Annotated in this window: 21 protein-coding genes; 16 read left to right on the top strand and 5 right to left on the bottom strand. The window is 55.9% G+C overall.

Annotation, left to right across the window (positions count from 1 at the left end; genetic code table 11):
- Nucleotides 1-161 precede the first annotated feature (161 nt).
- Together QFX31_RS02020 and QFX31_RS02015 are read left to right on the top strand one after the other, a co-directional pair.
- Complete coding sequence (locus tag QFX31_RS02020) at nucleotides 162-1,526, top strand: NAD(P)/FAD-dependent oxidoreductase (protein ID WP_348530480.1); 1,365 nt, start codon at nucleotides 162-164, stop codon at nucleotides 1,524-1,526.
- A 106-nt stretch (nucleotides 1,527-1,632) separates the two neighbouring features.
- On the top strand, nucleotides 1,633-2,064 hold the full coding sequence (locus QFX31_RS02015) for a 23S rRNA (pseudouridine(1915)-N(3))-methyltransferase RlmH (RefSeq protein WP_348530479.1): 432 nt from the start codon (nucleotides 1,633-1,635) through the stop codon (nucleotides 2,062-2,064).
- Here QFX31_RS02015 and acs read toward each other — a convergent pair.
- The 3 genes from acs to QFX31_RS02000 all read right to left on the bottom strand — a co-directional run bounded on the left by acs (nucleotide 2,061) and on the right by QFX31_RS02000 (nucleotide 5,916).
- On the bottom strand, nucleotides 2,061-4,031 hold the full coding sequence (gene acs, locus QFX31_RS02010; protein WP_348530478.1) for an acetate--CoA ligase: 1,971 nt from the start codon (nucleotides 4,029-4,031) through the stop codon (nucleotides 2,061-2,063). The genes QFX31_RS02015 and acs overlap by 4 nt on opposite strands.
- A 594-nt stretch (nucleotides 4,032-4,625) precedes the next feature.
- Nucleotides 4,626-5,033, bottom strand: a complete 408-nt coding sequence (locus tag QFX31_RS02005; protein WP_348530477.1) for a DUF1699 family protein — start codon at nucleotides 5,031-5,033, stop codon at nucleotides 4,626-4,628.
- A gap of 601 nt (nucleotides 5,034-5,634) precedes the next feature.
- Complete coding sequence (locus tag QFX31_RS02000) at nucleotides 5,635-5,916, bottom strand: 2TM domain-containing protein (protein ID WP_348530476.1); 282 nt, start codon at nucleotides 5,914-5,916, stop codon at nucleotides 5,635-5,637.
- Nucleotides 5,917-6,296: 380 nt separating this feature from the next.
- Here QFX31_RS02000 and QFX31_RS01995 point away from each other — a divergent pair, with 380 nt between their 5' ends.
- The 12 genes from QFX31_RS01995 (at nucleotide 6,297) to QFX31_RS01940 (ending at nucleotide 19,897) form a co-directional block, all read left to right on the top strand.
- Nucleotides 6,297-7,694 (top strand): aspartate kinase, encoded by a 1,398-nt coding sequence (locus QFX31_RS01995; RefSeq protein ID WP_348530475.1) that lies wholly within the window; start codon nucleotides 6,297-6,299, stop codon nucleotides 7,692-7,694.
- Nucleotides 7,691-8,689, top strand: a complete 999-nt coding sequence (gene purM, locus QFX31_RS01990; RefSeq protein ID WP_348530474.1) for a phosphoribosylformylglycinamidine cyclo-ligase — start codon at nucleotides 7,691-7,693, stop codon at nucleotides 8,687-8,689. The genes QFX31_RS01995 and purM overlap by 4 nt, the downstream gene beginning before the upstream one ends.
- A 183-nt stretch (nucleotides 8,690-8,872) precedes the next feature.
- Nucleotides 8,873-9,280 (top strand): DUF296 domain-containing protein, encoded by a 408-nt coding sequence (locus tag QFX31_RS01985; protein ID WP_348530473.1) that lies wholly within the window; start codon nucleotides 8,873-8,875, stop codon nucleotides 9,278-9,280.
- A complete protein-coding gene (locus tag QFX31_RS01980) occupies nucleotides 9,277-12,606 on the top strand; it encodes a DNA polymerase II large subunit (protein ID WP_348530472.1) in 3,330 nt (1,109 codons plus the stop codon). The genes QFX31_RS01985 and QFX31_RS01980 overlap by 4 nt, the downstream gene beginning before the upstream one ends.
- Before the next feature lie 109 nt (nucleotides 12,607-12,715).
- Nucleotides 12,716-14,095, top strand: a complete 1,380-nt coding sequence (locus tag QFX31_RS01975) for an FGGY family carbohydrate kinase (RefSeq protein WP_348530553.1) — start codon at nucleotides 12,716-12,718, stop codon at nucleotides 14,093-14,095.
- Between the two features lie 132 nt (nucleotides 14,096-14,227).
- Nucleotides 14,228-14,701 carry a response regulator gene (locus QFX31_RS01970; RefSeq protein ID WP_348530471.1) on the top strand — a complete coding sequence of 158 codons (474 nt, stop codon included), beginning with the start codon at nucleotides 14,228-14,230 and terminating at the stop codon, nucleotides 14,699-14,701.
- Between the two features lie 94 nt (nucleotides 14,702-14,795).
- Nucleotides 14,796-15,599: a hypothetical protein gene (locus QFX31_RS01965; protein ID WP_348530470.1), complete on the top strand. Its 804-nt coding sequence runs from the start codon at nucleotides 14,796-14,798 to the stop codon at nucleotides 15,597-15,599.
- A gap of 278 nt (nucleotides 15,600-15,877) precedes the next feature.
- A complete protein-coding gene (gene tmk, locus QFX31_RS01960) occupies nucleotides 15,878-16,504 on the top strand; it encodes a dTMP kinase (protein WP_348530469.1) in 627 nt (208 codons plus the stop codon).
- A 246-nt stretch (nucleotides 16,505-16,750) separates the two neighbouring features.
- Nucleotides 16,751-17,986 (top strand): nickel-dependent lactate racemase, encoded by a 1,236-nt coding sequence (gene larA / locus QFX31_RS01955; RefSeq protein WP_348530468.1) that lies wholly within the window; start codon nucleotides 16,751-16,753, stop codon nucleotides 17,984-17,986.
- Between the two features lie 19 nt (nucleotides 17,987-18,005).
- Nucleotides 18,006-18,323, top strand: coding sequence for a hypothetical protein (locus QFX31_RS01950; RefSeq protein ID WP_348530467.1), 318 nt, complete (start codon nucleotides 18,006-18,008; stop codon nucleotides 18,321-18,323).
- A 261-nt stretch (nucleotides 18,324-18,584) separates the two neighbouring features.
- Nucleotides 18,585-19,247, top strand: coding sequence for a phosphoribosyltransferase (locus tag QFX31_RS01945; protein WP_348530466.1), 663 nt, complete (start codon nucleotides 18,585-18,587; stop codon nucleotides 19,245-19,247).
- Nucleotides 19,248-19,309: 62 nt separating this feature from the next.
- Nucleotides 19,310-19,897, top strand: coding sequence for a YkgJ family cysteine cluster protein (locus tag QFX31_RS01940; protein ID WP_348530465.1), 588 nt, complete (start codon nucleotides 19,310-19,312; stop codon nucleotides 19,895-19,897).
- 177 nt (nucleotides 19,898-20,074) lie between these two features.
- Here the strand turns inward: QFX31_RS01940 and QFX31_RS01935 are convergent, their stop codons facing one another.
- The gene (locus QFX31_RS01935) at nucleotides 20,075-20,821 is read right to left on the bottom strand and encodes an alkaline phosphatase family protein (protein WP_348530463.1); all 747 of its coding nucleotides are present in this window, start codon (nucleotides 20,819-20,821) and stop codon (nucleotides 20,075-20,077) included.
- 118 nt (nucleotides 20,822-20,939) lie between these two features.
- On the opposite strand from QFX31_RS01935, the gene mscL reads away from it, so the two are divergent.
- Nucleotides 20,940-21,380: a large-conductance mechanosensitive channel protein MscL gene (mscL, locus tag QFX31_RS01930; protein WP_348530462.1), complete on the top strand. Its 441-nt coding sequence runs from the start codon at nucleotides 20,940-20,942 to the stop codon at nucleotides 21,378-21,380.
- Between the two features lie 95 nt (nucleotides 21,381-21,475).
- Here mscL and QFX31_RS01925 read toward each other — a convergent pair whose 3' ends face one another.
- A complete protein-coding gene (locus QFX31_RS01925; RefSeq protein ID WP_348530461.1) occupies nucleotides 21,476-22,417 on the bottom strand; it encodes a HEAT repeat domain-containing protein in 942 nt (313 codons plus the stop codon).
- An 89-nt stretch (nucleotides 22,418-22,506) separates the two neighbouring features.
- On the opposite strand from QFX31_RS01925, the gene lysA reads away from it, so the two are divergent.
- Entirely contained in the window at nucleotides 22,507-23,790 is a 1,284-nt protein-coding gene (gene lysA / locus QFX31_RS01920; RefSeq protein ID WP_348530460.1) for a diaminopimelate decarboxylase, read from the top strand.
- The last annotated feature ends 41 nt before the right edge of the window (nucleotides 23,791-23,831 follow it).

Raw genomic sequence — 23,831 nt, 5'->3', positions numbered from 1 at the left:
CTTAATGGAGCGCGTGAGGGAATGCAGCCCGCAGAGCAAAACACCGGTATGCGTCATCTCACGGCGCCTACGCCATCACTTCATGAGATTTCTCCCATACTGTGAGTCGGTGCTCCGGCACTCCCGCGGGTTAAAATACCATTGCATGCGTACATTAATGCATGCAGGATGTGGTCGTGGTCGGCGCCGGGCCTGCGGGACTCTTCGCGGCTCTGGAGCTATCCGCCCACGGAAAGAAGGTGGTGGTTGTCGATAAGGGCCGGGACATCTCTGAGAGGAGCTGCCCGATGAAGAAGTGGGGGCACTGTCTTCACTGCGACCCGTGCCACATAATGTGCGGGATGGGGGGAGCGGGCACATACTCAGATGGCATACTCAATCTACATCCGGCGATCGGCGGCGATCTCACGCGTCTGACGGATGATGCCTGGTCGCTCATAGATGAGGTGGACTCGGTATTTCTGAGATACGGCGCCCCCGTCGAGACACAGGAGCCCACGCAGGGCGATGTGGAGGAGCTCAGCCGGAGGGCTGCATCCGTGGGCGCGAGATTCATAGCGATAAAGCAGCGCCACATGGGATCTGACAGGACGCCAGAGATAATAAGGGCGTTCAGCGCAGATCTCAAAAGCCGCGGCGTCAGGTTCGTGCTGAACACCTCGGCAGCAGATCTCATAATGGAAAAGGATGGATGCATCGGGGTCAGGCTTTCCGATGGCAGAGAGATAAGGGCTGAGAGCACTCTCCTCGCGCCCGGCAGGATAGGTGCACAGTGGATCGGAGAGATGATCGACAGGTACGGCATCAAAGCACGCTATGGACCTCTGGATGTCGGGGTGCGTGTGGAGGTGCCATCGATAGTCATGGATCCAGTCACGCGGATCAACAGGGATCCTAAGTTCCACATCATAACTCACAGATACGATGATTTCATCAGAACCTTCTGCACAAACCCTGGTGGCTTTGTGGTCAAGGAGGAGTACAGGGACTTCATAGCGACAAACGGGCACTCCATGTCTGGAGAGCGCTCTGAGAACACGAACTTCGCATTTCTTGTAAGGCTTGAGCTGACGAAGCCGATAGAGAACACCACAGCCTACGGAATATCCATAGCGAAGCTCGTGACAACAATCGGAGGGAGGAAGCCAGTCATCCAGAGGCTTGGGGATCTGCACAGAGGAAGGAGATCCACGGAGGAGAGGATCGCCAGGAATCCGGTCCGGAACACGCTGAGAGACGTGACCCCGGGAGACATATCGATGGCTCTGCCCCACAGGATAGTCATGGACGTCATCGAGGGGCTCGAGATCCTGAACGAGATCATTCCCGGGGTCAATGCTGACTCCACGCTGCTTTACGCTCCGGAGATAAAGTTCTACGCCCGGGAGATAAGCGTGGACAGAGACCTGCAGACCAGCATACCATCACTCTACGCTGCAGGCGATGGCGCCGGGCTCTCGAGAGGCATAGTCGCGGCTGCTGCCACCGGACTGCTTGCGGCGCGCGGAATACTCAGAGGCCGGTAGCTGCTGTCTTCTTCCGGAGATTCCAGCCCCTATACCGTGGAGGAGCAGATACGATGCCGGCCCGGAATGCCGGTGGAGCAGTTCGTATCAGGCAGAGATCATGCACATGAGGATAATCGCTGTTGGCCGGATCAGAGAGCGATTCTGGCAGGAGGCAGCATTTTACTACATAAAACGCCTCGCCCCCTACACCAGGCTCGATGTCGTGGAGGTTCGCGAGGGGGATCCCTTCAAAGAGGGCAGGGAGATGCTCTCGCATCTGAGCGGGGGGATAACAGTGGCGCTGGATGAGCACGGTGAGTGCATGAGCTCGCTGGAGCTGGCGTCCTGGATCCAGAGGAGGATCATCGAGGGATGCGGCTGTATCAGCTGGCTGATCGGAGGGCCAGAGGGCCTCTCTCAGGAGATACTGAACCGCTCGGACCTCCAGCTCTCACTTTCAAGGATGACATTCCCCTACCAGCTGGCGAGGATCATCCTCCTGGAGCAGCTCTACAGGGCGTTCAGGATAATAAAAAATGAGCCATACCACCGCTAAATCGATGGTATGGCATCTATTGCATCCCTGTTGACCACAGATGATGTGTCTCCGGGAGCTGCTCCAAGCGCCTTTGCCTTGATCACAGCCCTCACAGGCTTCCCTGTTCTGTCCTTTGGTATGGCTGACACAAAGTAAACCTCTGACGGCATCGCTATCGGCCCCATTGTCGCCCTGACGTGGTTCCTTATCTCCTTCTTGAGGTTCTCGTCAGCCTCGACGCCCTCTTTCGGCACGACGAAGAGAACTATGTTCTCCCCCTTGACCTTGTCTGGCCTGCCGATGACCGCTGCATCCGCGACCTTTGGGTGTGAGAGTGCGGCAGCCTCGACCTCTGCGTTGCTTATCCTGTGGCCTGCGACCTTGAGGACATCATCTATCCTGCCCAGTATCCACCAGTAGCCGTCTGCATCTCTTCTCGCCCTGTCGCCGCTGAGGTAGATCCCAGGCCTGACGCTCCAGTAGTAGTCGTAGTAGATCTCCTTGAGCTTCTCCGGCTCTCCGTATATGCCCCTGAGCATGGTCGGCCATGGTGCTGTGAGCACGATGTTCCCGCTCTCTTCAGGACCAACCGCTCTCCCGTTCACATCCAGCAGCTCCACGTTGTATCCGGGAAGCGGGAATGCTGGCGAGCCCGGCTTGAGCGGGGTTATGGGCAGTGGAGCTATCACATGGCAGCCGGTCTCTGACTGGAACCATGTGTCCATTATGGGGGCCCAGTCGTTACCGACATGCTTCCTCCACCACAGGAATGCATCAGGGTTCATCGCCTCTCCCACAGATCCCATGAGCCGGACGCTTCTCAGGTTGTACTTCCTGGGCCAATCCTCGCCCTCCTTCATGAACATCCTGATCGCGGTGGGCGCTGTGTAGATTACTGAGACACCGTAGTCCTCTATGATCTGGAACCATCTCCCGAAATCAGGGTAATCCGGAGAGCCCTCGTACATCACGCTCGTCGCGCCGAGGCAGAGCGGCCCGTAGACTATGTAGGTGTGGCCCGTGATCCATCCGATGTCAGCGGTCGACCAGTAGACATCAGTATCCTTCATGTCAAAGACCCAGCTCGTTGTGTACGCAGGCCCGACGCAGAAGCCGCCGTGCACATGGACCACTCCCCTCGGCTTTCCTCCAGCTCCGGCTGTGTAGAGTATGAAGAGCGGATCCTCTGAGTCCATCTGGAGGGTCTCGCACTCATCGGGCTGGTTCTTCACAAGCTCATGCCACCAGATATCGAATCCATCCCTCCAGTCGATGCTCTGGCCTGTCCGTCTGTAGACTATCTGGCGCTCCACTGATGGCGCATCCTGGAGGGCCTCGTCAGCCTGGGCCTTTATCGGGATCGGCTTGCCTCTTCTGTAAGATCCATCACATGTTATCAGAATCCTGGCGCCTGCGTCATTGATCCTCTCGCGGAGCGCGCCTGCGCTGAATCCCGAGAAGACAACGACGTGTATCGCGCCGATCTTCGCACAGGCCAGCATCGCTACCGGAAGCTCGGGGATCATCGGCAGGTAGATCCCAACCCTGTCGCCCTTCTTGATCCCCAGGCTCTTAAGACCGTTGGCGAGCTTGTTCACCTCTCTGTAGAGCTGATAGTATGTTATGGCCCTGGTGTCTCCGACCGGCTCGCCCACAAAGTAGTAGGCGACCTTGTTTCTCCGCCATGATCTTGCATGCCTGTCTAGGGCGTTGTGCGCGACGTTGCACTTTCCTCCGACGAACCACCTCGCATGCGGCGGGTTCCACTCAAGGACCTTCTCGTATGGCACAAACCATTCTGCGTATGTCTTTGCCATCTCGTCCCAGAACTCGACGTAGTTCTCGGAACACCAGGCCCGCAGCTCCTTTTCGCTCCTGATGCCCTTTCTCTTCATCCACTGCATCACATTGGAGTTCTCCACCAGGTCGCTTGCCGGCCTGTAGACGTTCTCCTGAGAGGAGACCTGTGCTTTCTCATCTGCCATTTCGGATCGCCTTCTGAATTTCATCCATTCATCAGACAATTGCGGAAAAGACCACACTGAGTATTCAAAGAACAACACGATTTTTGTAGTCCATTTCCGCAATACAGTGTTTTTAATTGGATCGATTCGCCATGAAAGCGATTTTAATTTATAAATTTGTCGCTTAGGATTTATTATGATAGATTTCCATGAAAAAGCCTGCTACATGTCACAAATAGACAAACCAATGCGTAATATAATAGAAAGTATTGCTACACCCTCACGGATCGTGCAACAAAACATCCAGATCTGCGGGGCGAGACCGCGCAGAACCACAGGAGGGGCGTCAGGGGAGCTGATTCCTGGCAGGCTGTTCGGCAACCGGACCACAGTCTCAACACTGCAGAGAGCTATGCAAACAATGGGGTAGGCTATCTCCCTCCAGAAATCCGCTGTCTGTTAGGTGATGCGAATTGTGGTCGACTGCTGTGCGGTTTGAGGACATCTTATATGCGCCCACCTGAACCGGCAGGCACGATAATTTCGATGCGCATCTGCGCAAAACAGTGCAGGAGCTCGATAGTGATGGTGCGATCCAGGAGTTCCGCTCCTGGGTCACGCCGTTACCTTTGTCTTTGCGATGTACTTTATGAGGTCCGGGCCGATCCTCGCCTTCTTCTGGAGCTCCTCGGCCATCTGCTCAAAGGGGACGCCCTTGCTGATCATCGACCTTATCTCTTCTATTGTGCTGTCGCTCACTGTGAAGTACTCGTCAAGATCCTTCCTGTGACCCCAGACGTCGCCCTCGAGCAGCTCGATGCCCTGCATCTCCAGGAACACCTGAATCGCATTCGACATCGTCTTCTTGTAAGAAGGCGGTACCTGGATCACCCTGAGCCTCGGGCACCTCTGCATAAGATTCAGGAAATCGACATTCGATGCCCTGAAGGCCAGATGCACCATTCTTTCATTCGGATTGAGCTGTGCGATCTCACTCTTGGAGCTGACTACCCTAATTCTCATAGAGACTCACCACATCAAGGGACAATATCATATTATTAATAGACACTTGTGGTTTATGATACCGTATAAATAAAGTTCTTCTGGACATAATCAGAATTAAAATTCTAATTGTGATCTTCTGAAAATCCTCCGTATCTCAGACAGCCAGCTCTGCCATCAATGCATGATGTTCCAGGCTGCTGCACCAGATAGAATGCACAGCGCTCTGAAAATGGCTGGAATGTAGGACTGATCACATGCGGATTATCACTGCCAGAATAATAAGCAGTGGCAGTACCAGAGTTACAAGCAAACTCCATAATCCGAACCGCTCAGCAACACGGCACCATGGAGCACAGAGCCGGCCGCCAGTAACTCCGCCACAGACAAGGGAGCACCACCATCTGAAGAGAGGGCACCGCGCGACCTTCCAGTCCCTGCACCTCTCAGGTATCCTTCCCATGTATCAAAACGTCCTCTCGCCAAAATAAATGCTTAACTGATACAAGCCAATATTAAAAATATTATAACACATTTATGCCATCTGATCTACAGGCTCAAAAGCTGCATTTACCAGGTGATCTGAATCTGAGGGCTTTCCGGAGAGCCCCCAGCTCCAAATTCACCTCAGCCTGGATTCTATCTCCCTCTCCCTGAGCTTGCAGAGGTTCTCAGCACCGCGCACGTAGAACCAGTAGTGGACCACCACCAGCAGCCCCCAGCCCACTATTGGGTAGTACATCGCCCAGCCGGGGATCGTCTTTATCGTGCCCATGGCGTTCAGTGCTATCCAGATGGCATTCACCACAATGTAGATAGCTATGTGAAGCTGGAAGAGCTTCACCTGATCTGCAACAGTCGCCTCTCTAAAAAGTCTTTTGTATTCTTCCAGAGTCGCAGCCAACAGTTCCACCTCCTTATCCCTATGGATGCCCGGTTCCTGACGTGATGATTGACGATCATACTACAGATACGAATCGAAGATCGTGGCGTCATTGTATTACCTCTACACAGCACATGTGTGGATCCCACACAGATGCATATCTCCGGTTCGTACAGCTGCATCTCACGTCAGGAATTGATATTGTTGTTCTCCAACCTTATATACATTGTTCTTGTTTTTGAGCATGCCTGCTGCAGTGCCGGTTCTGAGGGGCTTTTATGAGCCGTCATCCTTCACAACAATTTAACGTTGGCGATGAGGATCATGGAGCTTTGCGTCAACCGCCATGGCATATCCTAAAGCTTATATCGTTGTATGGCTGGTATGGGGCAGGGTTCCAGATGGCACGCTTGGTAATGAAATTCGGCGGGGTTTCTGTGGCCGATGGCAGGCGGCTCAGAAACGTTGGGGAGCTTGTGAGGGGATTCAGCTCAGGGAATGAGATCGTGGTGGTGACCTCTGCCCTCCAGGGCGTCACCGATGACCTGCTGGAATGTGCGAGGTCCTCCGCCAAGTACGGCAGGGTATCTGACGTCGAGGGTTTCATCAAGAGGCTCTCTGAGAGGCACGAGCAGGCGATCACAGATGCGATATCCGATGATTCGATACGGGAGGAGATCAGATCTGACATACGCAAGAAGATCGACATGCTTGAGAAGGCCTACGTCGGAATATGCTATCTCGGAGAGCTCACATCGAGATCCGTAGATTACATATCAAGCTTTGGCGAGCAGCTCTCTGCCCCGATACTCTCTGGCGTATTCAGGGATATGGGGATTGAGTCCAAGTACTACACGGGTGGAGACGCGGGGATAATCACAAACAGCGATTACGGGAATGCGAAACCACTCGAGAAGAGCTATGCACTCATAGCGAAGAGGCTGCTGCCAATAAAGGGGATACCTGTTGTCACCGGCTTCATAGCAAAGGATGAGAACGGCATAACAACAACGCTCGGGCGCGGCGGGTCTGACTTCACAGCATCGATAATCGGAGCTGCAATAGACGCGGATGAGATCTGGTTCTGGAAGGAGACCTCTGGAGTACTTACAGCAGATCCCAAGATAGATCCGTCCGCGAAGACCATACCCACGATATCCTACATAGAGGCCATGGAGCTCTCCTTCTTCGGAGCGAAGGTTCTGCATCCAAGAGCGATCGAGCCGGCGATAAGGAAGGGCATACCGGTAAGGGTGAAATGCACATTCGATCCGGAGAGTCCTGGAACGAGGATAGTCCAGGAGGAGGAGCTGAAGGATGGTGTTATAAAGGCGGTGAGCCTGTCCACCAATGTTGCACTGCTCAATGTATCTGGCGCGGAGATGATCGGCACTCCAGGAGTCGCGGCCAGGGTGTTCTCAGCCCTCGCAAACTCTGGTGTGAACATAATCATGATCAGCCAGGGCTCATCAGAGGCGAACATATCGATGGTTGTGGAGGAAAAGGACCTTGACAGGGCAGAGGAGGCTCTCAGGCGCGAGCTCCCCAGGGAGATCGTGAAGGATATCACCCACAACAAGGATGTCTGCGTCGTCGCAGTTGTGGGCTCTGGCATGGCAGGCACCCCAGGTGTGGCCGGCCGTCTCTTCAGCGCCATGGGGAGGGCAGGGATAAACGTGAGGATGATCAGCCAGGGATCGAGCGAGCACAACATATCATTCGTCGTCGCATCAAAGGATGGAAAGCGGGCGGTGCAGGAGATACACCGGGAGTTCAAGCTCAACGGTGAGCGCACATGAAGGGTATGACATACTCGGATGCAGGCGTCGATATAGAGCTGGAGAACAGATCGATCGATGCGATGAAGCGGAGGCTCACGTTCTCCAGAAAGGGCTTCGGCGCACCTCTTACCGGCATAGGACATTATGCCGGCCTGATCGACATGGGCGAGTTCGCGATAGCGATGACGACCGATGGGGTCGGGAGCAAGATCCTGATCGCAAATGCGATGCGCAAGTGGGACACCATAGGGATAGACTGCATCGCCATGAACGTGAATGATCTTCTAGCAATAGGCGCCGAGCCGCTGGCGTTTGTTGATTACCTCGCTGTGGAGAGGGTCGATCCTGAGGTCTCGGAGCAGATAGCTGTGGGGCTCCAGAAGGGCGCTGAGATATCAAACATCAGCATAGTCGGAGGGGAGACCGCATCGCTGCCTGAGATGATCCGGGGCCTGGATCTTGCCGGCACAGCCATAGGCTATGTGAAGAAGGACAGGGTGATCACAGGCGAGAGGGTCCGCGTCGGCGATGCTGTGGTCGGTGTGCCGAGCACAGGGCTGCACAGCAACGGCTACACTCTCGCCAGGAGGATAATCGAGAGCTCTGGCTACACGTACTTCGATACGATGCCGGGCGACTCCAGGAGCATAGGCGAGATCCTGCTGACCCCCACCAGGATATACATCGAGGTTCTGGAGCTTCTCCGGAGATGCGATGTCCATGGCCTTGCACACATAACAGGCAGCGGGCTCCTAAAGCTTCACCGCATAACAGACCTCGGCTTCGAGATAACAGACCCCATCGAGCCGCAGCCTGTCTTCAGGTTCCTGCAGGAGCTGGGGGGCGTGGATGATGCTGAGATGTACCGGACGTTCAACATGGGAATGGGGTTCGTCGTGGTGCTTCCTGAGGAGCAGGCAGACGATGCTTGCAGGATAATGGGGCCTGGCTCGAAGGTCATCGGCAGGATAGTCAAGAGCGGCCTGAGGGCAGGCAGCGTCATACTCAGGTGAAGACTCTGAGGACAGAGCGGATAGATCTGCCTATCGATCTGCGACGCCCCCTGCGAATTCTCTAGCTGCCTCAAAGTGCTTGAGCTCTGTCGAAGGCTGCTGGTCGGCTGATCTGGTCCAAAGGACGGAGTTTCCTTTAACCAGCAGGGTCTATGAAGCTCCACATAAGTATGGAGGCGGTACATGCCGGAGATGGTGATGGTGGGGCTGCAGCACGGCTCTGATATAATGGAAGCTATAAGAGATGCTGCAGCAGATCTGTCTATATATGCCGGATTCTTCAGCGTCATAGGAGCGCTATCCTCGGTTGATCTCGCGTACTATGATCAGAAAGAAAAGGTGTACAGGCAGCGCAGCTTTGAAGGAGATTTCGAGATAGCATCCTGCACCGGCAACATATCTTTAAAAGATGGACAGAGATTTGTCCATGCACACATCGCACTCGCAGATAAGAATTACAACCTCTTCGGCGGGCATCTGCTCGGCGGCAGGGTCTTTGCTGCTGAGCTTCACATCATGGGTCTTGAGGGAGAGCCACCTGTTAGAGAATACGATCCCGTGACAGGTCTGTTTCTCTGGAGGCGGAGTTGAGCACTGATTACTTTGAGCGTCTTGAGCGCGGCCTTGGAGAGGAGATGGAGATCGCCAGAAAGGCGAGATCGAAGGGCCTCGATCCGGAGCTGGATGTGGAGATACCCATAGCCATCGATCTGGCCGAGCGGGTCGAGAAGCTCGTCTCCATACCGGGAGTTGCAGACAGGATAAGAGAGCTCGAGGCGCAGGGGCTCAGCAGGGAGGAGGCCGCGCTCGCCATCGGCAGGGACTTCGCCGAGGGGCGTCTCGGGAAGGGAGCAAGCAGGCTCGATGCAATAGACATGGCCATAAGGACCTCTGTGGCGCTTCTCACCGAGGGCGTGGTTGCGGCGCCGATTGAGGGCATAGCCAGGGTCGGGCTGGGAAAGAACGATGACGGTAGCGAGTACCTGAAGGTGTACTACGCAGGCCCGATAAGATCCGCTGGTGGAACCGCCCAGGCGCTATCGGTGCTCGTTGCGGATTACGTGAGGAGGAGCATGGGCATAGCCCCGTACAGACCCACAGAGGAGGAGATAGAGAGGTACGTCGAGGAGATCGGCCTCTACAAGCGCCTTCAGCACCTCCAGTATACTCCATCAGACGATGAGATCAGGACGATAATCAGAAACTGTCCCGTCTGCATAGATGGCGAGCCCACAGAGGAGGAGGAGGTCTCAGGCTACCGGGATCTTCCGAGGGTTGAGACGAACAGGGTTCGTGGCGGCATCGCGCTCGTCTCCGCAGAGGGCATCGCGCTGAAGCGCCCGAAGATAAAGAAGCACGTCTCCAAGCTCGGAATAGATGGATGGGAATGGCTGGATGCGCTCGGCGGGGAGAAGAAGGACGGAGGGGGATCGAGCGAGAAGTTTTTAAGAGACCTTATAGCGGGCAGGCCAGTGTTCTCCCATCCATCCAGGCCCGGGGGGTTCAGGCTGCGCTACGGGAGATCCAGAAATACTGGTCTTGCAGCGGCCGGCATAAATCCGGCAACGATGATGGTTCTGAATCACTTCCTTGCGCCCGGAACCCAGATCAAGGTCGAGCAGCCCGGCAAGGCTGCAGCCGTAGCTCCGGTGAGCTCAATCGAGGGTCCAACCGTGCGTCTGGTGAATGGAGACGTTGTGCGCATAGATGACCCCGCATCGTTCCCCTGGATATCGAGCCCTGAGGCTCTGAAGAGAAACATCTCCAGGATCATAGATCTCGGCGAGATCCTGGTCAGCTACGGGGACTTCATGGAGAACAACAGGCCGCTTGCGCCCGCATCCTACACCTTCGAGTGGTGGGCCGAGGAGCTCAGGAGGGCTGGCGGAGATCCGGAGGGCATGGAGCACATAGATGGAAGAACCGCGATACAGCTCTCGAGAGATTTCGGTGTGCCTCTGCATCCTGACCACACATACCTCTGGCACGATATAACCCTGGATGAGCTGGATCAGCTCGCGGATGCTGCATCTGGAGGATGCATCGATGGGGATGTCCTCCTCATGGATCTGCGTGATGACACGAAGGAGATTCTGGAGAAGCTGCTCGTCCATCACAAAGTCAGAGATGGAAGGATCGTGGTGGAGGACGCTCGCCCGCTTCTACTATGTCTGGGCGTGGACGAGAGCGGCAGGCGCTGGAGGAGAGATGATCTCGATGCAGAAGACGCGCTCAGCGCTGTGAACAAGCTCTCAGGTCTCAGAATCAAAGCGAGGGCTCCCACCAGGATCGGGTGCAGGATGGGTCGACCGGAGAAATCCGATAGGCGGGAGATGAGGCCACCGCCGCATGTTCTCTTTCCCACAGGCCCTGAGGGAGGAAAGAGCCGTCTCGTGAACGAGGCTGCAGAGCATGGATTCATAGAGGCTGTTGTTGAGAGAAGGAGATGCCCATCATGCGGCAAGGAGGGGTTTGCGTTCAGGTGTGAGTGTGGGGCGCACACGGAGCGGGTGCGCGCGTGCCCATCGTGCGGCGTGCGCTCCGATGAGAAATGCCCGAGGTGCGGGACGGAGACAAGCGCAGCCACGCGGTTTAGGATAGATGTGAAGAGCACTCTCGCAAGAGCCCTTGAGTCTCTGGGGGAGCGTGTTGATAACATAAGGGGGGTCATGGGGCTGACCTCCAGGGACTCCACGCCGGAGCCGCTTGAGAAGGGGGTGCTGAGAGCAAAGCACGGCGTGTTCATCTTCAAGGATGGAACCTCGAGGTACGATCTCACAGATCTCCCGCTTACCCACTTCCGTCCCAGGGAGATCGGCACCAGCGTGGAGGTTCTTCGCGATCTCGGATACACCCACGACATCCACGGAGAGCCTCTGGAGAGGGACGATCAGATCCTGGAGCTGAAGGTCCAGGATGTCGTGCTCTGCAGGGATGCAGGCAACTGGCTTCTCAGGGTCTCGAGGTTTGTGGACGATCTCCTCCTCAAATTCTACGGCCTGGAGCCGTACTACAGAGCTGAGAGACCTGAGGATCTCATCGGCAGGCTCATGATCGGCCTGGCCCCGCACACATCCGCTGGCGTCCTCTGCAGGCTGATCGGGTTCACGAGGGCCAGCGCCGGATACGCCCATCCATATTTCCACGCTGCCAAGCGCAGAAACTGCGATGGCGATGAGGACTGTGTGATGCTGCTCATGGATGCGCTCCTGAACTTCTCCAGGTCCTACCTGCCGGAGAAGAGGGGAGGGAAGATGGACGCGCCACTCGTCCTGACGACGCGGATAAATCCGGCAGAGGTCGACAAGGAGGCCCACAACCTCGATCTATCCTTCAGGTATCCACTGGAGTTCTACGAGGCGACTTTGAGGAATGCAAACCCGAAGGACGTCGAGGGGTTGATCGATCTCGTCTCTAAGCGGCTTGGAGGCGAGGGGCAGTACTCTGGCTTCGGCTTCACCCACGACACCGACGATATCGCCGGCGGGCCCAGAAACAGCTCCTACAAGACCCTTGAGACGATGATAGACAAGATGAAATCCCAGCTGGAGCTCGCCAGGTTGATAAGGGCGGTCGATGCGACCGATGTGGCCGAGCGTGTGATAAACTCGCATTTCCTGCCAGATCTGATGGGGAACCTCAGGGCGTTCTCGCGACAGAGCGTGCGCTGCGTGAAGTGCAATGCGAAGTACAGGAGGCCTCCGCTCAGCGAGCTCTGCCCGAAGTGTGGAGGGAGGCTGGTGCTCACCGTTCACGAAGGCAGCGTAAGAAAGTACCTCGAGGTCTCGATGAAGGTCGCCGAGGAGTACGGCGTCTCGAGCTACACGCGCCAGCGGCTCGAGCTGATCAGGATGGAGATAGAGTCGCTGTTCAGATCAGATAAGGTGAAGCAGACCGGCCTCGCGGATTTTGTGTGAATCGTCCGTTATGCTCATCAGCGTCAGGCAAAGCCTGCTCCTGGAATATCAATCAGCCATGAGCGCGTGGCCGGACAGTGGCTCTGCAGGTTAAGACAGCGGTGTGAGTATGTATCTTGGCATCGATATCGGCACCACCTCAGTCAAGGCGGGGCTGTTCACGCATGAAGGAGATATGGTGAGGGGTGCTGTAAACAGGTACAGGCAGTTCAGGAGCTACGAGAGCTTTGCAGAGATAGATCCGGAAATGTTCTGGCATGCCCTCTGCGAGGCGCTCCGCGAGCTGAAACCACCGCATGAGATCAAGGGAATATCGATCGGTGGCCACGGGCCATCCCCGGTCTTTCTCGATGCATCCATGGAACCGCTCACGACCTCGGTGCTCTGGCTGGACAGAAGGGCTGAGAGAGAGGCATCTCTGCTCTCAGAGCTTATTGGAAGACCTGTGCAGCCCTCCTGGTACGTCCCGCAGACGATGTGGCTCAGGAGCCACAGGCCTGAGATCTTTGCACAGCTGAAAAAGGTGGTCCAGCCTATGGACTATATCGCATGGAAGCTCACCGGATCTTTAACAGCATCCGTGGCCTCAGAGGAGATACTGCCCTGGAGCGATGAGGAGATCGATGCAGCGGGTCTTGATCCTGAGATGTTCCCGGAGCAGCGGATCATGGGAGAGCTGATAGGATGCACAAAACCGGATGCATCGCGCAGAGCCGGGCTTTGTGGGGGGATTCCGGTCTTCGCAGGCGCGCCCGACTTCGTGGAGGCGATTCTAGCGACTGCATCGTTCGAGAGGGGGGTTGTGTGCGACAAGGCCGGCACCTCTGAGGGGATCGAGCTCTGCTGGGATGCTCCAATCGATGGATTCTACACGGCTCCTCACCCTCTTGATAAAGCTCTCTGGCACACAGGCGCCTCTCTCTCTACGACGGGCCTGAGCATGGAGTGGATGGCATCTCTTGTCTCGAAGCATCCGTCAGAGCTTGCAGCAGAGGCTGAGATGGCACCCCCAGGCTCAGGCGGTCTTACATTTTTGCCGTACCTATCCCGCGAACGCCACAGCATCTCCGCTGCGGGCGCGATGGTGGGAATCTCCTTGAATCACGGACTGCCTGAGGTATCCAGGGCGATCATGGAGGGATGCGCATGCGCGATGCGGCTGGTGATCGACAGGTTTAAGGAAAAAGGCGTACACATTGGAGAGATACGGACTACAGGAACGCAGTCGATCTCAAGGCTCTGGAACCAGATAAAGGCAGATATAACAGGCCTGCCCGTGGTCTCACAGAGGGTGCTGGAGGGAGAGATGCTGGGCGCTGCGATGATAGCTGCATATGGATCTGGCGATTATCACAGCATCCAGGAGGCCTCGCGATGCATGGCCCATCCAAGGGAGAGGTTCGAGCCAGATAGCACGACAGGAGACAGGATATTCGAGCGGTTCAGAAGTTCGGCCTGCAGCATCTCACATACCAGGATACTCAAATAACAGATGTGCTGCGAATCTGAGACGTTTCGGGCCAGGAACGGAATCAACAAAATTGTCCTGTGTGGCATTATGTGCGCCTGACGCCTGGGTTCGCGCAAGAGAGCAAAACAGGGTATTGAAAGTGGGTGTGGTATGTCATCGGTATTGCTTGTGGAGGACGACGAGAACCATGCGTCCCTCTTTATAAGATCCTTCGGAGAGATGAACATGGGAAGGATCTACTGGGTGAGTGATGGGGAGGAGGCTCTCGATTTCCTGCTCCATCGCGGCAGATACGTGGACAGCACCACCAGCCCCAGGCCGGATCTGATCCTTCTGGATCTGAGGCTCCCGAAAATGGATGGCATGGACCTCCTCAAGGAGATCAAGCGCTCAGAGGATCTGAGGAGCATACCGGTGGTGATCCTGACCACATCGAAGAACAGGCATGATATCAGGAACGCCTACCTTAACCATGCGAACAGCTATCTCATAAAGCCGCTTGGATTCAACAAGTTCCAGGAGCTTGCGAGAACCGTGTGCACATACTGGCTCATGTGGAACACACTGCCTCCGGTGAGCGATGCGCCCGACAGGAGCGCTGCAGAAAACGCCTCTGTCGCGTGATTGCTTTGTAACTCCAGATGTGTCCATGCTTAGATGCGGCTGTACGAAAATGGGAGCGATCTTGGTGGGTGAACGTGTATTTATATTGGCAGTGGTGGGCGTCCTGCTCATCAGCGGGCTGGCTCTTGGCGGCTACGACCAGGAACCCGGCTCCGGCGCTGTGAACATGAGCATGCAGGATTTCACTTCTCTCCTGCAATCTTCTGGAGCATTGGGGACATCTCCGGAGGTTCCCGGGGCTGCTGCATCCTCAGCAGTGGAGAGCGCGGCTTACACACTTGAGGCCCCTCCTGAGACTGATGTGGGGGAGCTGCTGCCATTTGAGGGCATAAGCCAGTCCTCTTATGTCTACTACAGCGGCAGCTACATGCCCTGGAAGAGGTTCAGAGCGATCTTTCCTGAGAGCATGCCTGCGATGTGGATCAGGCGGCAGAATGGATGGTCGTGGTATGCAACGATGCCGCTTGGCGTTTGGTCGGAGATGCTGATATTCGTCCCGGATGCATCGCCTGTCTCCATCTACGAGATGTACCCGCAGGGGTTCGTCTGGAGATACGATCTTGGATATGTGACCCCAGACTTCTACCGCATCTGGTATTACGCGGATGCTGTGGGCAGGCACGAGTGCCTTCTCTATTCAGGAGGCATGTTCAGCAACCGCGTGGTTGTTGATGTTTATCAGTGGGTTCCGCCAGGGCCGTCACCAGGGCCATCTCCAGAGGAGATCTGCGAGATCAACCCGCAGTGCAGCTGGGTCAACGGGAGGTGCTACTGCCGCGGTCTGATTCCCGAGGATCCGGAGAAGCGGCAGTGCGAGCAGAACCCCATGTGCCGGTGGGTCAGCGGACAGTGCCTGTGTACGGGACTGATTCCTGAAGATCCGGATAAGCAGCAGTGAGAGCGCAATCCCATGTGCCGCTGGGTCAACGGTCAGTGCCTCTGCACGGGACTGATTGGGAGCTCAGAGGCGTCTGATGATGGTATGATGGGATCGACAATGCAGGAGTAATGATCTGGCTGGACGAGTGCATCTTCGTTCGCATAGTCGAGCAGAAGCGACTGGGGGATTGTCGGCCACAAGCAGCGTTATGGAGGCACTGTCCTGTGTAACGCCAGATCCTCTGCGCCTCGAACGACGACTACAAGAACAGGCGACCCGTCAGCAGATCCACAGGGATGCAGATCATGCAAGCGGACAGAGGTCTTCTGATCACCCTCGAGGGAATAGACGGCGCTGGAAAGACGACCGTCGCGCGGATGCTCCATAAGAGGTTTCCGGATTTCGTTTTCACAAGAGAGCCGACTGAGGGGCCACTCGGAGAGCTGGCCAGGAGTACAGAGGAGCCGCTCGAGCAGCTCTTTCTGTTCATGGCGGATCACGCCAATCACCTCCGCTCAGTTGTACTCCCATCCATCAGCAGCGGAAGGATCGTGGTATCTGACAGATACATAGACTCGCGGGTCGCTTACCAGGGCGCCCTTATGAGGGATCTTGTCCCTCTCGACTGGATATACGAGATACACAGGCCGTGGTCGCGGATGCCTGATATGACGCTGCTATTCAGGATAGATCCATCACTGGCCCTCGAGAGGTGCACGAATCGCGGCGCGACCTCCATCTTCGAGAGGGAGTCGTTCCTGAGAGAGGTGAGCAGGAACTTTGATATCCTGGCTTCAAGGGAGCCTGAGAGGTTTGTGGTGATAGATGCGGAAAGGGAGATCTCAGATGTGGCAGACCGCGCTGCCTCTGAGATCGAGAGGTTCATACGACGGAGGAACAACCTGGCTGGAACTCAGCTGTAGAGGCTCATCTCCGCGAATTATCGGAAAGCTGGATTGAACCGGATTTTCGGTATCGTTGAAGCTTCCTTTTTCGCCATTCTCTGCTGTGTTGGATATGTCATGAAAATCCGCAAGCAGAAGGCGATTTCAGGAATGCATGGAGAATAAATCGGATTCTCATGGATGCGCCGACTATAAAATCGCCCCTGAGTTCCATTAAAAATGCGGATTGAAACCTTCATAAAGCTCCAGGTAGAGACGGCGCTGTTGCTTTCATCGGATCTTAAGGTGTCAATGAACATGCTTCTCGGCTATGGAAACTCATCTGTGAGGGTCGAGCTCCAGGATGGCTGGGAGGTTGTCCAGCCGAATGAGCTGCCTTCAGCGCACGATGGCGAGATCGACAGAGCCCTGGACTCGCCGTTCGGCGCCGGCCTGGAGGATCTGTCGGGCAGAAGCGCGGCTGTGATCGTGAGCGACATCACCCGTCCATCCCCAAGCCACAGGATCCTTCCGCCCCTGGTGCGCAGGCTGAGGGGTATCGGCGTGAATGACATAAAGATCGTTTTTGCCCTTGGAACACACCGGCGCATGACCGATGCTGAGATCAGACACCTTCTGCGCGGATGCGTGAGACTCCCGCACTTCCAGCATGATACATCGAGATGCGTGCATCTTGGTGAGACCGGCCGGGGCACGCCGGTCGAGATCTTCGATCTTGTAGAGTCCTCGGATCTGGTAATAGGCACAGGCAACATAGAGTACCATTACTACGCTGGCTACAGCGGTGGCGCGAAGGCCCTTCTTCCTGGGGTATCATCAGAGCGATCGATACATCACAACCACATGATGATGAGGGAGCCAAAGGCGCGCTCCGGATTTCTCGACAGCCCTGTGAGAAAGGACATGGAAGAAGCAGCAGACATCGCAGGGCTCGATCTCATACTCAATGTGGTGCTCAACAGCAGGAAGGAGATCGTCTCAGCTGTGGCTGGCGATTACATAAAGGCGCATCGCGCAGGCGCAGAGGTTGTGGACAGGATGTACCTCCGTGAGGTGAAGCCAGCGGAGATAGTCGTAACATGCGCAGGAGGCAGGCCGAAGGACATCAATCTGTACCAGGCGGTGAAGGCGCTGGAGAATGCAAAGGGCGCCGCAGCTCCTGGCGGGACCATCATACTCCTGGCGGAATGCGCCGAAGGGCTGGGCGACAGGGTGTTCGAGCGATGGGCGAGGGAGTGCTCCACACCGGAGGAGTGCGTTGAGCGCTTTGCAAGAGAGTACGAGTTTGGCGGGCACAAGGCGGCTTACATAGCAGAGCTGGCACTCAGGAACAATCTCATCCTGGTATCATCAATGCCCAGAGATGTGGCTGAGATGTGCTTCTTCAAGCCTATGAGAAGCATAGAGGAGGCGCTCGAGCTCGCCTGGAGCGCGCATGGGAGGGATGCGAGGACGGTGCTGATCCCTCATGGAGACCTCACGCTGACCAGGGCGAGGTAGTTCGGGATCGAGCTGCATCATGGCGGGTGGTTCGACGGGCTCATCACAGGATGAAAGGGAGTTCCTGCTGAATCTCATCAAGGAGCTTGAGGATCTGTACGAGAGGCATGACGCCGCGCTCTGCGATATCGAGGAGTGCAGGAGATTCGGCGGCATGCTCGCCAGGCTCCTGGAGAGGCTGGAGGATGCGGGCCAGTACAGGCTCGCGGACAGGGTCATGGATATACTGAGCATCTGCAGCCCGAAGATAGCCTCCCACTGCGAGAGCGCAGAGAGGACGAAGAGCATGATCAGAAGCCTGATCGAGAGGCTGAGACATGAGACAGAGACCGCATAGCTCATCCCTTCGCGATCCACGGTTCGGCGGAGCTCTGGATGGTTGAATCGATGGCGTGTGGTGGATAACTGAAGCCCGACAGCTGCGCCGGACCTCAGTGATCCATGTCCAGGACATGATCATTCAAGGGGCATTGCATAAGCCCTCTGATGTAACAGAATGATTTTGTTTCTCATGTTCTCGCCTTCAATCGCGAGATGCAGGATCTCTGCATCCGCACCTCTGGAAGCTATTTTATCCATAAGCTTGACAGTTCTTCTGATGATCGGAGAGCGTTTTGATTGCCAGGTCGTATCGTGGGATGAGGCCTACAGGCTGGAGCGGGAGCTTGCATCTCACATAAAAAGATCCGGCTACCGTCCGGATCTCGTGATCGCGATAGGGCGGGGTGGGTTCGTTCCCGCGAGAATTGTCTGTGACCGTCTGCTGCACACGCAGCTCACAAGCATAAGGATCGAGAGATGGGGGGTTGCGGCTCACAAGCTCGAAAGGGCAACGATACGGTTCCCGCTGTCAGTGGATATCTCAAAGATGAGGGTTCTTGTTGTGGACGACGTGACCGACACGGGGGATACGCTCAGCGCCGCGCTGGAGTATCTCTGGAGCATGAACCCTGAGGATATCAGAACAGGCGTGCTGCATCACAAGGTCTCCAGCAGGGTGGAGCCTGATTACTGCTCTGAGATCGTCCAGAGATGGAGGTGGATCGTCTACCCATGGGCCTTCCACGAGGAGATGCTCGGATTTGTCGAGCGCATCCTTTCGGGCAATCCTCTGGGAATGGAGGAGATACGCATCCGTTTAAAGAGGTTGTACGGAATAGATATCAGCGAGCAGGATCTCTCCGAGGTGCTTGAGGACGCGATTCTCACAGGGAAGGCTGAAATGGCCGGAGAGGGGTATGTGAGGGCGGAGCAGGTCTGACTGAAAACCGCATCGGTATCTGAGGGAGATCGTGCCTGTGTGTTGAAACAAACTGAGGTTTTATGACAACTCCGAGGGAGATAGCGATAAAGCTGATCGAGGCGACATCGATGCTTGGCGACCCGAGGGCAGAGGACCCGCTCGTGCCAGCGCTCTCCGAGGCTGATTACTACCGGATCGCTTGCCACATGCTCTTTGTGTGCAGGCGCTGCGGCACCTGCTGCACAACGGGCGATCCGATAAAGCTGAGAGAGGAGGACGTCAGGAGGATCGCCAGACATCTCAGGATAACTCCAAGCAGGGCCATGAAGCGGTATGTTGCTCGCAGGGTCTCGGAGACCGGAAAGGGCTTTCTTGCGATGAAGCACACCAGACCATGCAGGTTCTACGATCCATCAGCGAAGGGGTGCAGGATCTATGAGGCCAGGCCATGGTCATGCCGTATATTCCCCTTCCTGGGGATTTACGGATCGGATGATGCTGTCAAGGTTCACACCAGCTGCCCCGGGTCGATCGAGGCGGTGAAAGCCCTCACCGAGGCGCTGAGCGAGCTGAAGGGGAGCGGCTACAGTGGCACAGAGGATCCAGATGTCGTGAGAAGGGCGAGGAGATGGTTCGATGAAGTCCTGATGAGCATATCGCCAGAATGATTCTCATATTATGGGGAGTCTTTCTGCGGATCCCCTCCTGTAAGATGCGGTGTGGTGAGTACCAGAAAATGCACCGCAGATCTGGATATCATCTCACGGAGCTAATGTAGCGGGGTGTGACCGGTGTGCAGCTCCCGCGAATCGCAACCAATCGCCTTGGATCACATCATCAGCGTCTCAGATCTTCCTTCCGATTATGAGTGCCACGCTCTGGTCGTCATCATTCTTCATCTTCCCTGCGTGAACAGGATGATCCCCCACGATCACGATCATTGTCGCAGAGCCTGCTCTTCTGAACACCTCCCCTATGTGAGAGTCTATGGAGACAGCAGCTTTAATAAATCCATCGAGATGCAATCCGTTATGTGCTGCCTTATCGAGCCCTATGAAGTATGACACAACGAGGGCAGGGTCTGTGGAGAGCGCTTCAACGGTAAGCCTGCAGATGTGGTGATCGAACTCATCTGGGGGGAGCGTTCTCGGGACAGCGCCTATGTATTCTATCAGTCCATCGTAGACCTCGGCACCACCCTTCTCCATTATCACCGCAGACCTCAGGCCGGAAGAGCTCGCGATCTCGGGTATGCTAAGGATCGGCGACCTCTTGGCGCTCTCCGTATCATATATGCCGTGATGCTCAGGTGTGAGCCCGCTGAGTATCGATGCTATGGCCGGAGATGTGTGATCTGAGACGTGAAGAGCTCTGAACAGGAAGCCAGAGCCAGCTATCTCTCTCATGTGTCTCAAATGTGGAAGAAATGATCTGCAGAGCTCATACCCAAGACTGTCGACTATTATCAGAATCGCCCTCTTGCATCTCCACCGCCCGATCTCCTCTATCGGCCTGCCATCCGGATCAGGTAGATGAAATCCAAGCGATCGCGCTATGCTCGGCGCGATGTCTGTCTGGCTTACCATTCTCATGATGTTCTGATTCTGATGATCGCTGCCCAATAAACTTCGCCCTCGAAGATCAGCATGGCACTCAGAAGGGGGAAGATATTTATCAGAAGACTGAACCGATAAATTTGGGGGGATCTTTATGGGATTTATCGATGAGTTTAAAGAGTTTGCAGTAAAGGGCAACGCTTTGGACATGGCCGTTGGCATAATAATCGGAGCTGCCTTCGGGGCTATCGTCAACTCTCTTGTCAAGGACATAATAATGCCGCCGCTGGGTCTCATCCTCGGAAGGGTGAACTTCACGGATCTTTTCATAGCCCTGGACGGAAAGGCCTATCCTTCGCTTGCGGCTGCCCAGGCGGCTGGCGCTCCGACCATAAACTACGGTCTGTTCATAAACACCATAATAAACTTCCTGATAGTGGCGCTGGCCATATTCATCGTCATAAGACGCATCAACGCCATGAAGAAGGCGCCAGCACCGCCTGCGCCTAACACGAAGGAGTGCCCGTACTGCAGGGAGACCATACCTCTTGCAGCGGTGAAATGCCCGCACTGCACATCTGATCTCAAGGCGTAATTAAAAAACACAGGTCTTGATGGCTCCGGAGCTGATAGAATGTAGCGCAAACTCCGTTCTTAAGTCCGGAGAGTAAGTCGCTGTTGGGCAATAAATCAGAGATCCAGGCCATAAACCTCTCGCAAAGACGCTCTGGCCTTTTCCCTGACGATCTCAGGGCAGTTGTCCGAGCTGCAGGCCTTCTTGAGAGGCTCTATGGCCCTCTGATCATTTATCTCCCCGAGGGACCACGCGGCCCATGCCCTGATCTCCTCGAGATCTCCTCCGAGCATTATATCGACAAGTGGGGTGAGTGCTTTCGGATTGGCCATCTCGCCCAGCGTTGTCACCGCGGAGAGCCTTATCTCCGGGTTCTCGTCACTCAGTGCAGACACAACAAGATCGCATGCACGATCTGTGCGTATCCGCCCGAGCGCCTTCACAGCCTCAACCCGCACGTCCAGATATTCGTCGAAGAGCAATGGGGCGAGGAGATCTGCGGTGTCCTCTATCGCGAGCTCTCCCATGAAGCCAGCCGCCCTCCTCCTGACCTCAGGATCCTCGTCGCGCAGGAGATCTGCGGCCGCAGATACAGCATCCCTGGACTTCAGCCTCGCGAGCGCTGTGACCGCCATGCCCCTCACCATGGGGTCTGTATCGTTCAGAAGATCTATTAGCGCGGCCTCAGCACGCAGCCCGCGCAGTGCGGCAGCGGCTCTTAAACGCACATCCCTCGCCGGGTCAGATCTCATTGCCTGGACGAGAGCTGGGATTGCAGATGGATCGCCTATGGCCTCGAGCGCGGCGGCAGACCACTCTCTAACCGCCCGATCATCATCGCCGAGCAGGCATCCCGATAGAGCATCAACCGCCCTTGTATCACCAATCTTTCCGAGAGCCCATGCTGCTCTGTACCGGACGTGTGGCGCAGGATCATGCAGAGCCTCGAGAAGGCCGGGAACCGCGCTCTCGCCCATGCCCACGAGCTCCCATGCGGCCCTCTGGCTCTCAAAGTAATTCTCGCTCCTGAGCATCATGAGTGGATTTTCAGTGTCCATGATGGAGTACACCTCTCTCGAGTCACACAGATTCGGTCGAGCATGGCTGGATGATAAGGTTTACCTATATCTCGGTCCATGCATGTAGCATGTTCGGAGGCAAGGATCACATCCGGGTTGTCAACAATCACCTGTATATCTCAGGAGCTGACACAGTTGAGATTGCTGAGAGGTTCGGAACTCCTGTTTATGTAACATCCGAGGATCGTCTCAGAGAGAACATCCGGAGGTATCACAGAGCCTTCCCGGATGCTGATAAGTACTTCGCCGTGAAGGCGAATGGCAACATCTCGATAATAAGAATCCTCGCGCATGAGGGAGCTGGGGCGGATGTCTTCTCCGCCGGGGAGCTTTACCTTGCCAGACTTGCAGGAGTTCCCAGGGAGAAGATACTCTTCAACGGTAACTCCAAAAGGGATGAGGAGCTGAGGATGGCTGTGACCTCGGGGGTTCGCGTCTCGGTCGACTCCGAGGAGGAGCTGGAGACCCTGAGCAGTATCGCATCAGAGGAAGGGAAGAGCGTTGAGGTCCTCTTCAGGGTCAACCCCGATATCTCGGTGGATACACATCCGAAGATAGCCACAGGTCTGAAGAGCTCGAAGTTCGGCATACCCCCCAAGTCTGTGAAGAGCATCTACGAAAAGGCGATGCAGATGGACGGGGTGGAGCCGGTCGGTCTCCACTGCCACATAGGCTCTCAGATACTCGATGTCTCGCCCTTTTCAGAGGCCGCTGCCAGGATGATGGATCTGGCTGGTGAGATAGCTGGTATCGGCGGTGATGTGAAGCTCCTGGATCTCGGTGGAGGCCTTGGGATTCAGTACGATCCTGCAGCATCTCCAGCGCCATCTCCGCAGGATCTGGCGAATGCAGTGCTGCCTGTGATCGAGAGGAGATCCGAAGAGCTCGGCGTCCGGATGAGGCTGATTCTTGAGCCCGGGAGGAGCATCGTCGCGGACACCACGATACTGCTAACCAGGGTCAATGTTGTCAAGCGGGCTCATGTCACGTTCGTGGGAGTGGATGCTGGATTCAATGTGCTCGCACGGCCGATGCTCTACGACGCCTACCATCACATCGTAGTGGCGAACAGGGCAGGTGCTGAGATCTCGGATAAATACACAGTCGTCGGGCCGATCTGCGAGAGCGGAGACGTCCTTGCGCGCGACAGGGCGCTTCCTGTGGTGGAGAGGGGCGACATCCTTGCGTTTCTCGATGCAGGGGCGTACGGATTCTCGATGTCATCTCAGTACAACGGCCAGCCGCGGCCTGCAGAGGTCCTGGTCCATGATGGAGATGTGGAGCTCATAAGAAAAGCAGAGGATATCAACGCCCTCCTCGCATGCCAGGTCATACCGCCGAGGCTGGTGTGAGTCGCTCAGAGCGATAGAGCATGTGCATTTACACTGTAGTG

It is taken from the genome of Methanothrix sp., assembly GCF_030055635.1.
GTDB lineage: Archaea > Halobacteriota > Methanosarcinia > Methanotrichales > Methanotrichaceae > Methanothrix_B.
Note: the sequence above shows the minus strand (reverse complement) of the source record. Positions and strands in the feature narration are given on the sequence as shown.

What these genes read in the sequence shown, in the direction of transcription:
- QFX31_RS02020 (WP_348530480.1), top strand. Translation starts at nt 162, where the DNA reads ATGCAGGATGTGGTCGTGGTCGGCGCCGGGCCTGCGGGACTCTTCGCG.
- QFX31_RS02015 (WP_348530479.1), top strand. Translation starts at nt 1,633, where the DNA reads ATGAGGATAATCGCTGTTGGCCGGATCAGAGAGCGATTCTGGCAGGAG.
- acs (WP_348530478.1), bottom strand. Translation starts at nt 4,031, where the DNA reads ATGGCAGATGAGAAAGCACAGGTCTCCTCTCAGGAGAACGTCTACAGG.
- QFX31_RS02005 (WP_348530477.1), bottom strand. Translation starts at nt 5,033, where the DNA reads ATGAGAATTAGGGTAGTCAGCTCCAAGAGTGAGATCGCACAGCTCAAT.
- QFX31_RS01995 (WP_348530475.1), top strand. Translation starts at nt 6,297, where the DNA reads ATGGCACGCTTGGTAATGAAATTCGGCGGGGTTTCTGTGGCCGATGGC.
- purM (WP_348530474.1), top strand. Translation starts at nt 7,691, where the DNA reads ATGAAGGGTATGACATACTCGGATGCAGGCGTCGATATAGAGCTGGAG.
- QFX31_RS01985 (WP_348530473.1), top strand. Translation starts at nt 8,873, where the DNA reads ATGCCGGAGATGGTGATGGTGGGGCTGCAGCACGGCTCTGATATAATG.
- QFX31_RS01975 (WP_348530553.1), top strand. Translation starts at nt 12,716, where the DNA reads ATGTATCTTGGCATCGATATCGGCACCACCTCAGTCAAGGCGGGGCTG.
- QFX31_RS01970 (WP_348530471.1), top strand. Translation starts at nt 14,228, where the DNA reads ATGTCATCGGTATTGCTTGTGGAGGACGACGAGAACCATGCGTCCCTC.
- tmk (WP_348530469.1), top strand. Translation starts at nt 15,878, where the DNA reads ATGCAGATCATGCAAGCGGACAGAGGTCTTCTGATCACCCTCGAGGGA.
- QFX31_RS01950 (WP_348530467.1), top strand. Translation starts at nt 18,006, where the DNA reads ATGGCGGGTGGTTCGACGGGCTCATCACAGGATGAAAGGGAGTTCCTG.
- QFX31_RS01945 (WP_348530466.1), top strand. Translation starts at nt 18,585, where the DNA reads ATGATCGGAGAGCGTTTTGATTGCCAGGTCGTATCGTGGGATGAGGCC.
- QFX31_RS01940 (WP_348530465.1), top strand. Translation starts at nt 19,310, where the DNA reads ATGACAACTCCGAGGGAGATAGCGATAAAGCTGATCGAGGCGACATCG.
- QFX31_RS01935 (WP_348530463.1), bottom strand. Translation starts at nt 20,821, where the DNA reads ATGAGAATGGTAAGCCAGACAGACATCGCGCCGAGCATAGCGCGATCG.
- mscL (WP_348530462.1), top strand. Translation starts at nt 20,940, where the DNA reads ATGGGATTTATCGATGAGTTTAAAGAGTTTGCAGTAAAGGGCAACGCT.
- QFX31_RS01925 (WP_348530461.1), bottom strand. Translation starts at nt 22,417, where the DNA reads ATGGACACTGAAAATCCACTCATGATGCTCAGGAGCGAGAATTACTTT.
- lysA (WP_348530460.1), top strand. Translation starts at nt 22,507, where the DNA reads ATGTTCGGAGGCAAGGATCACATCCGGGTTGTCAACAATCACCTGTAT.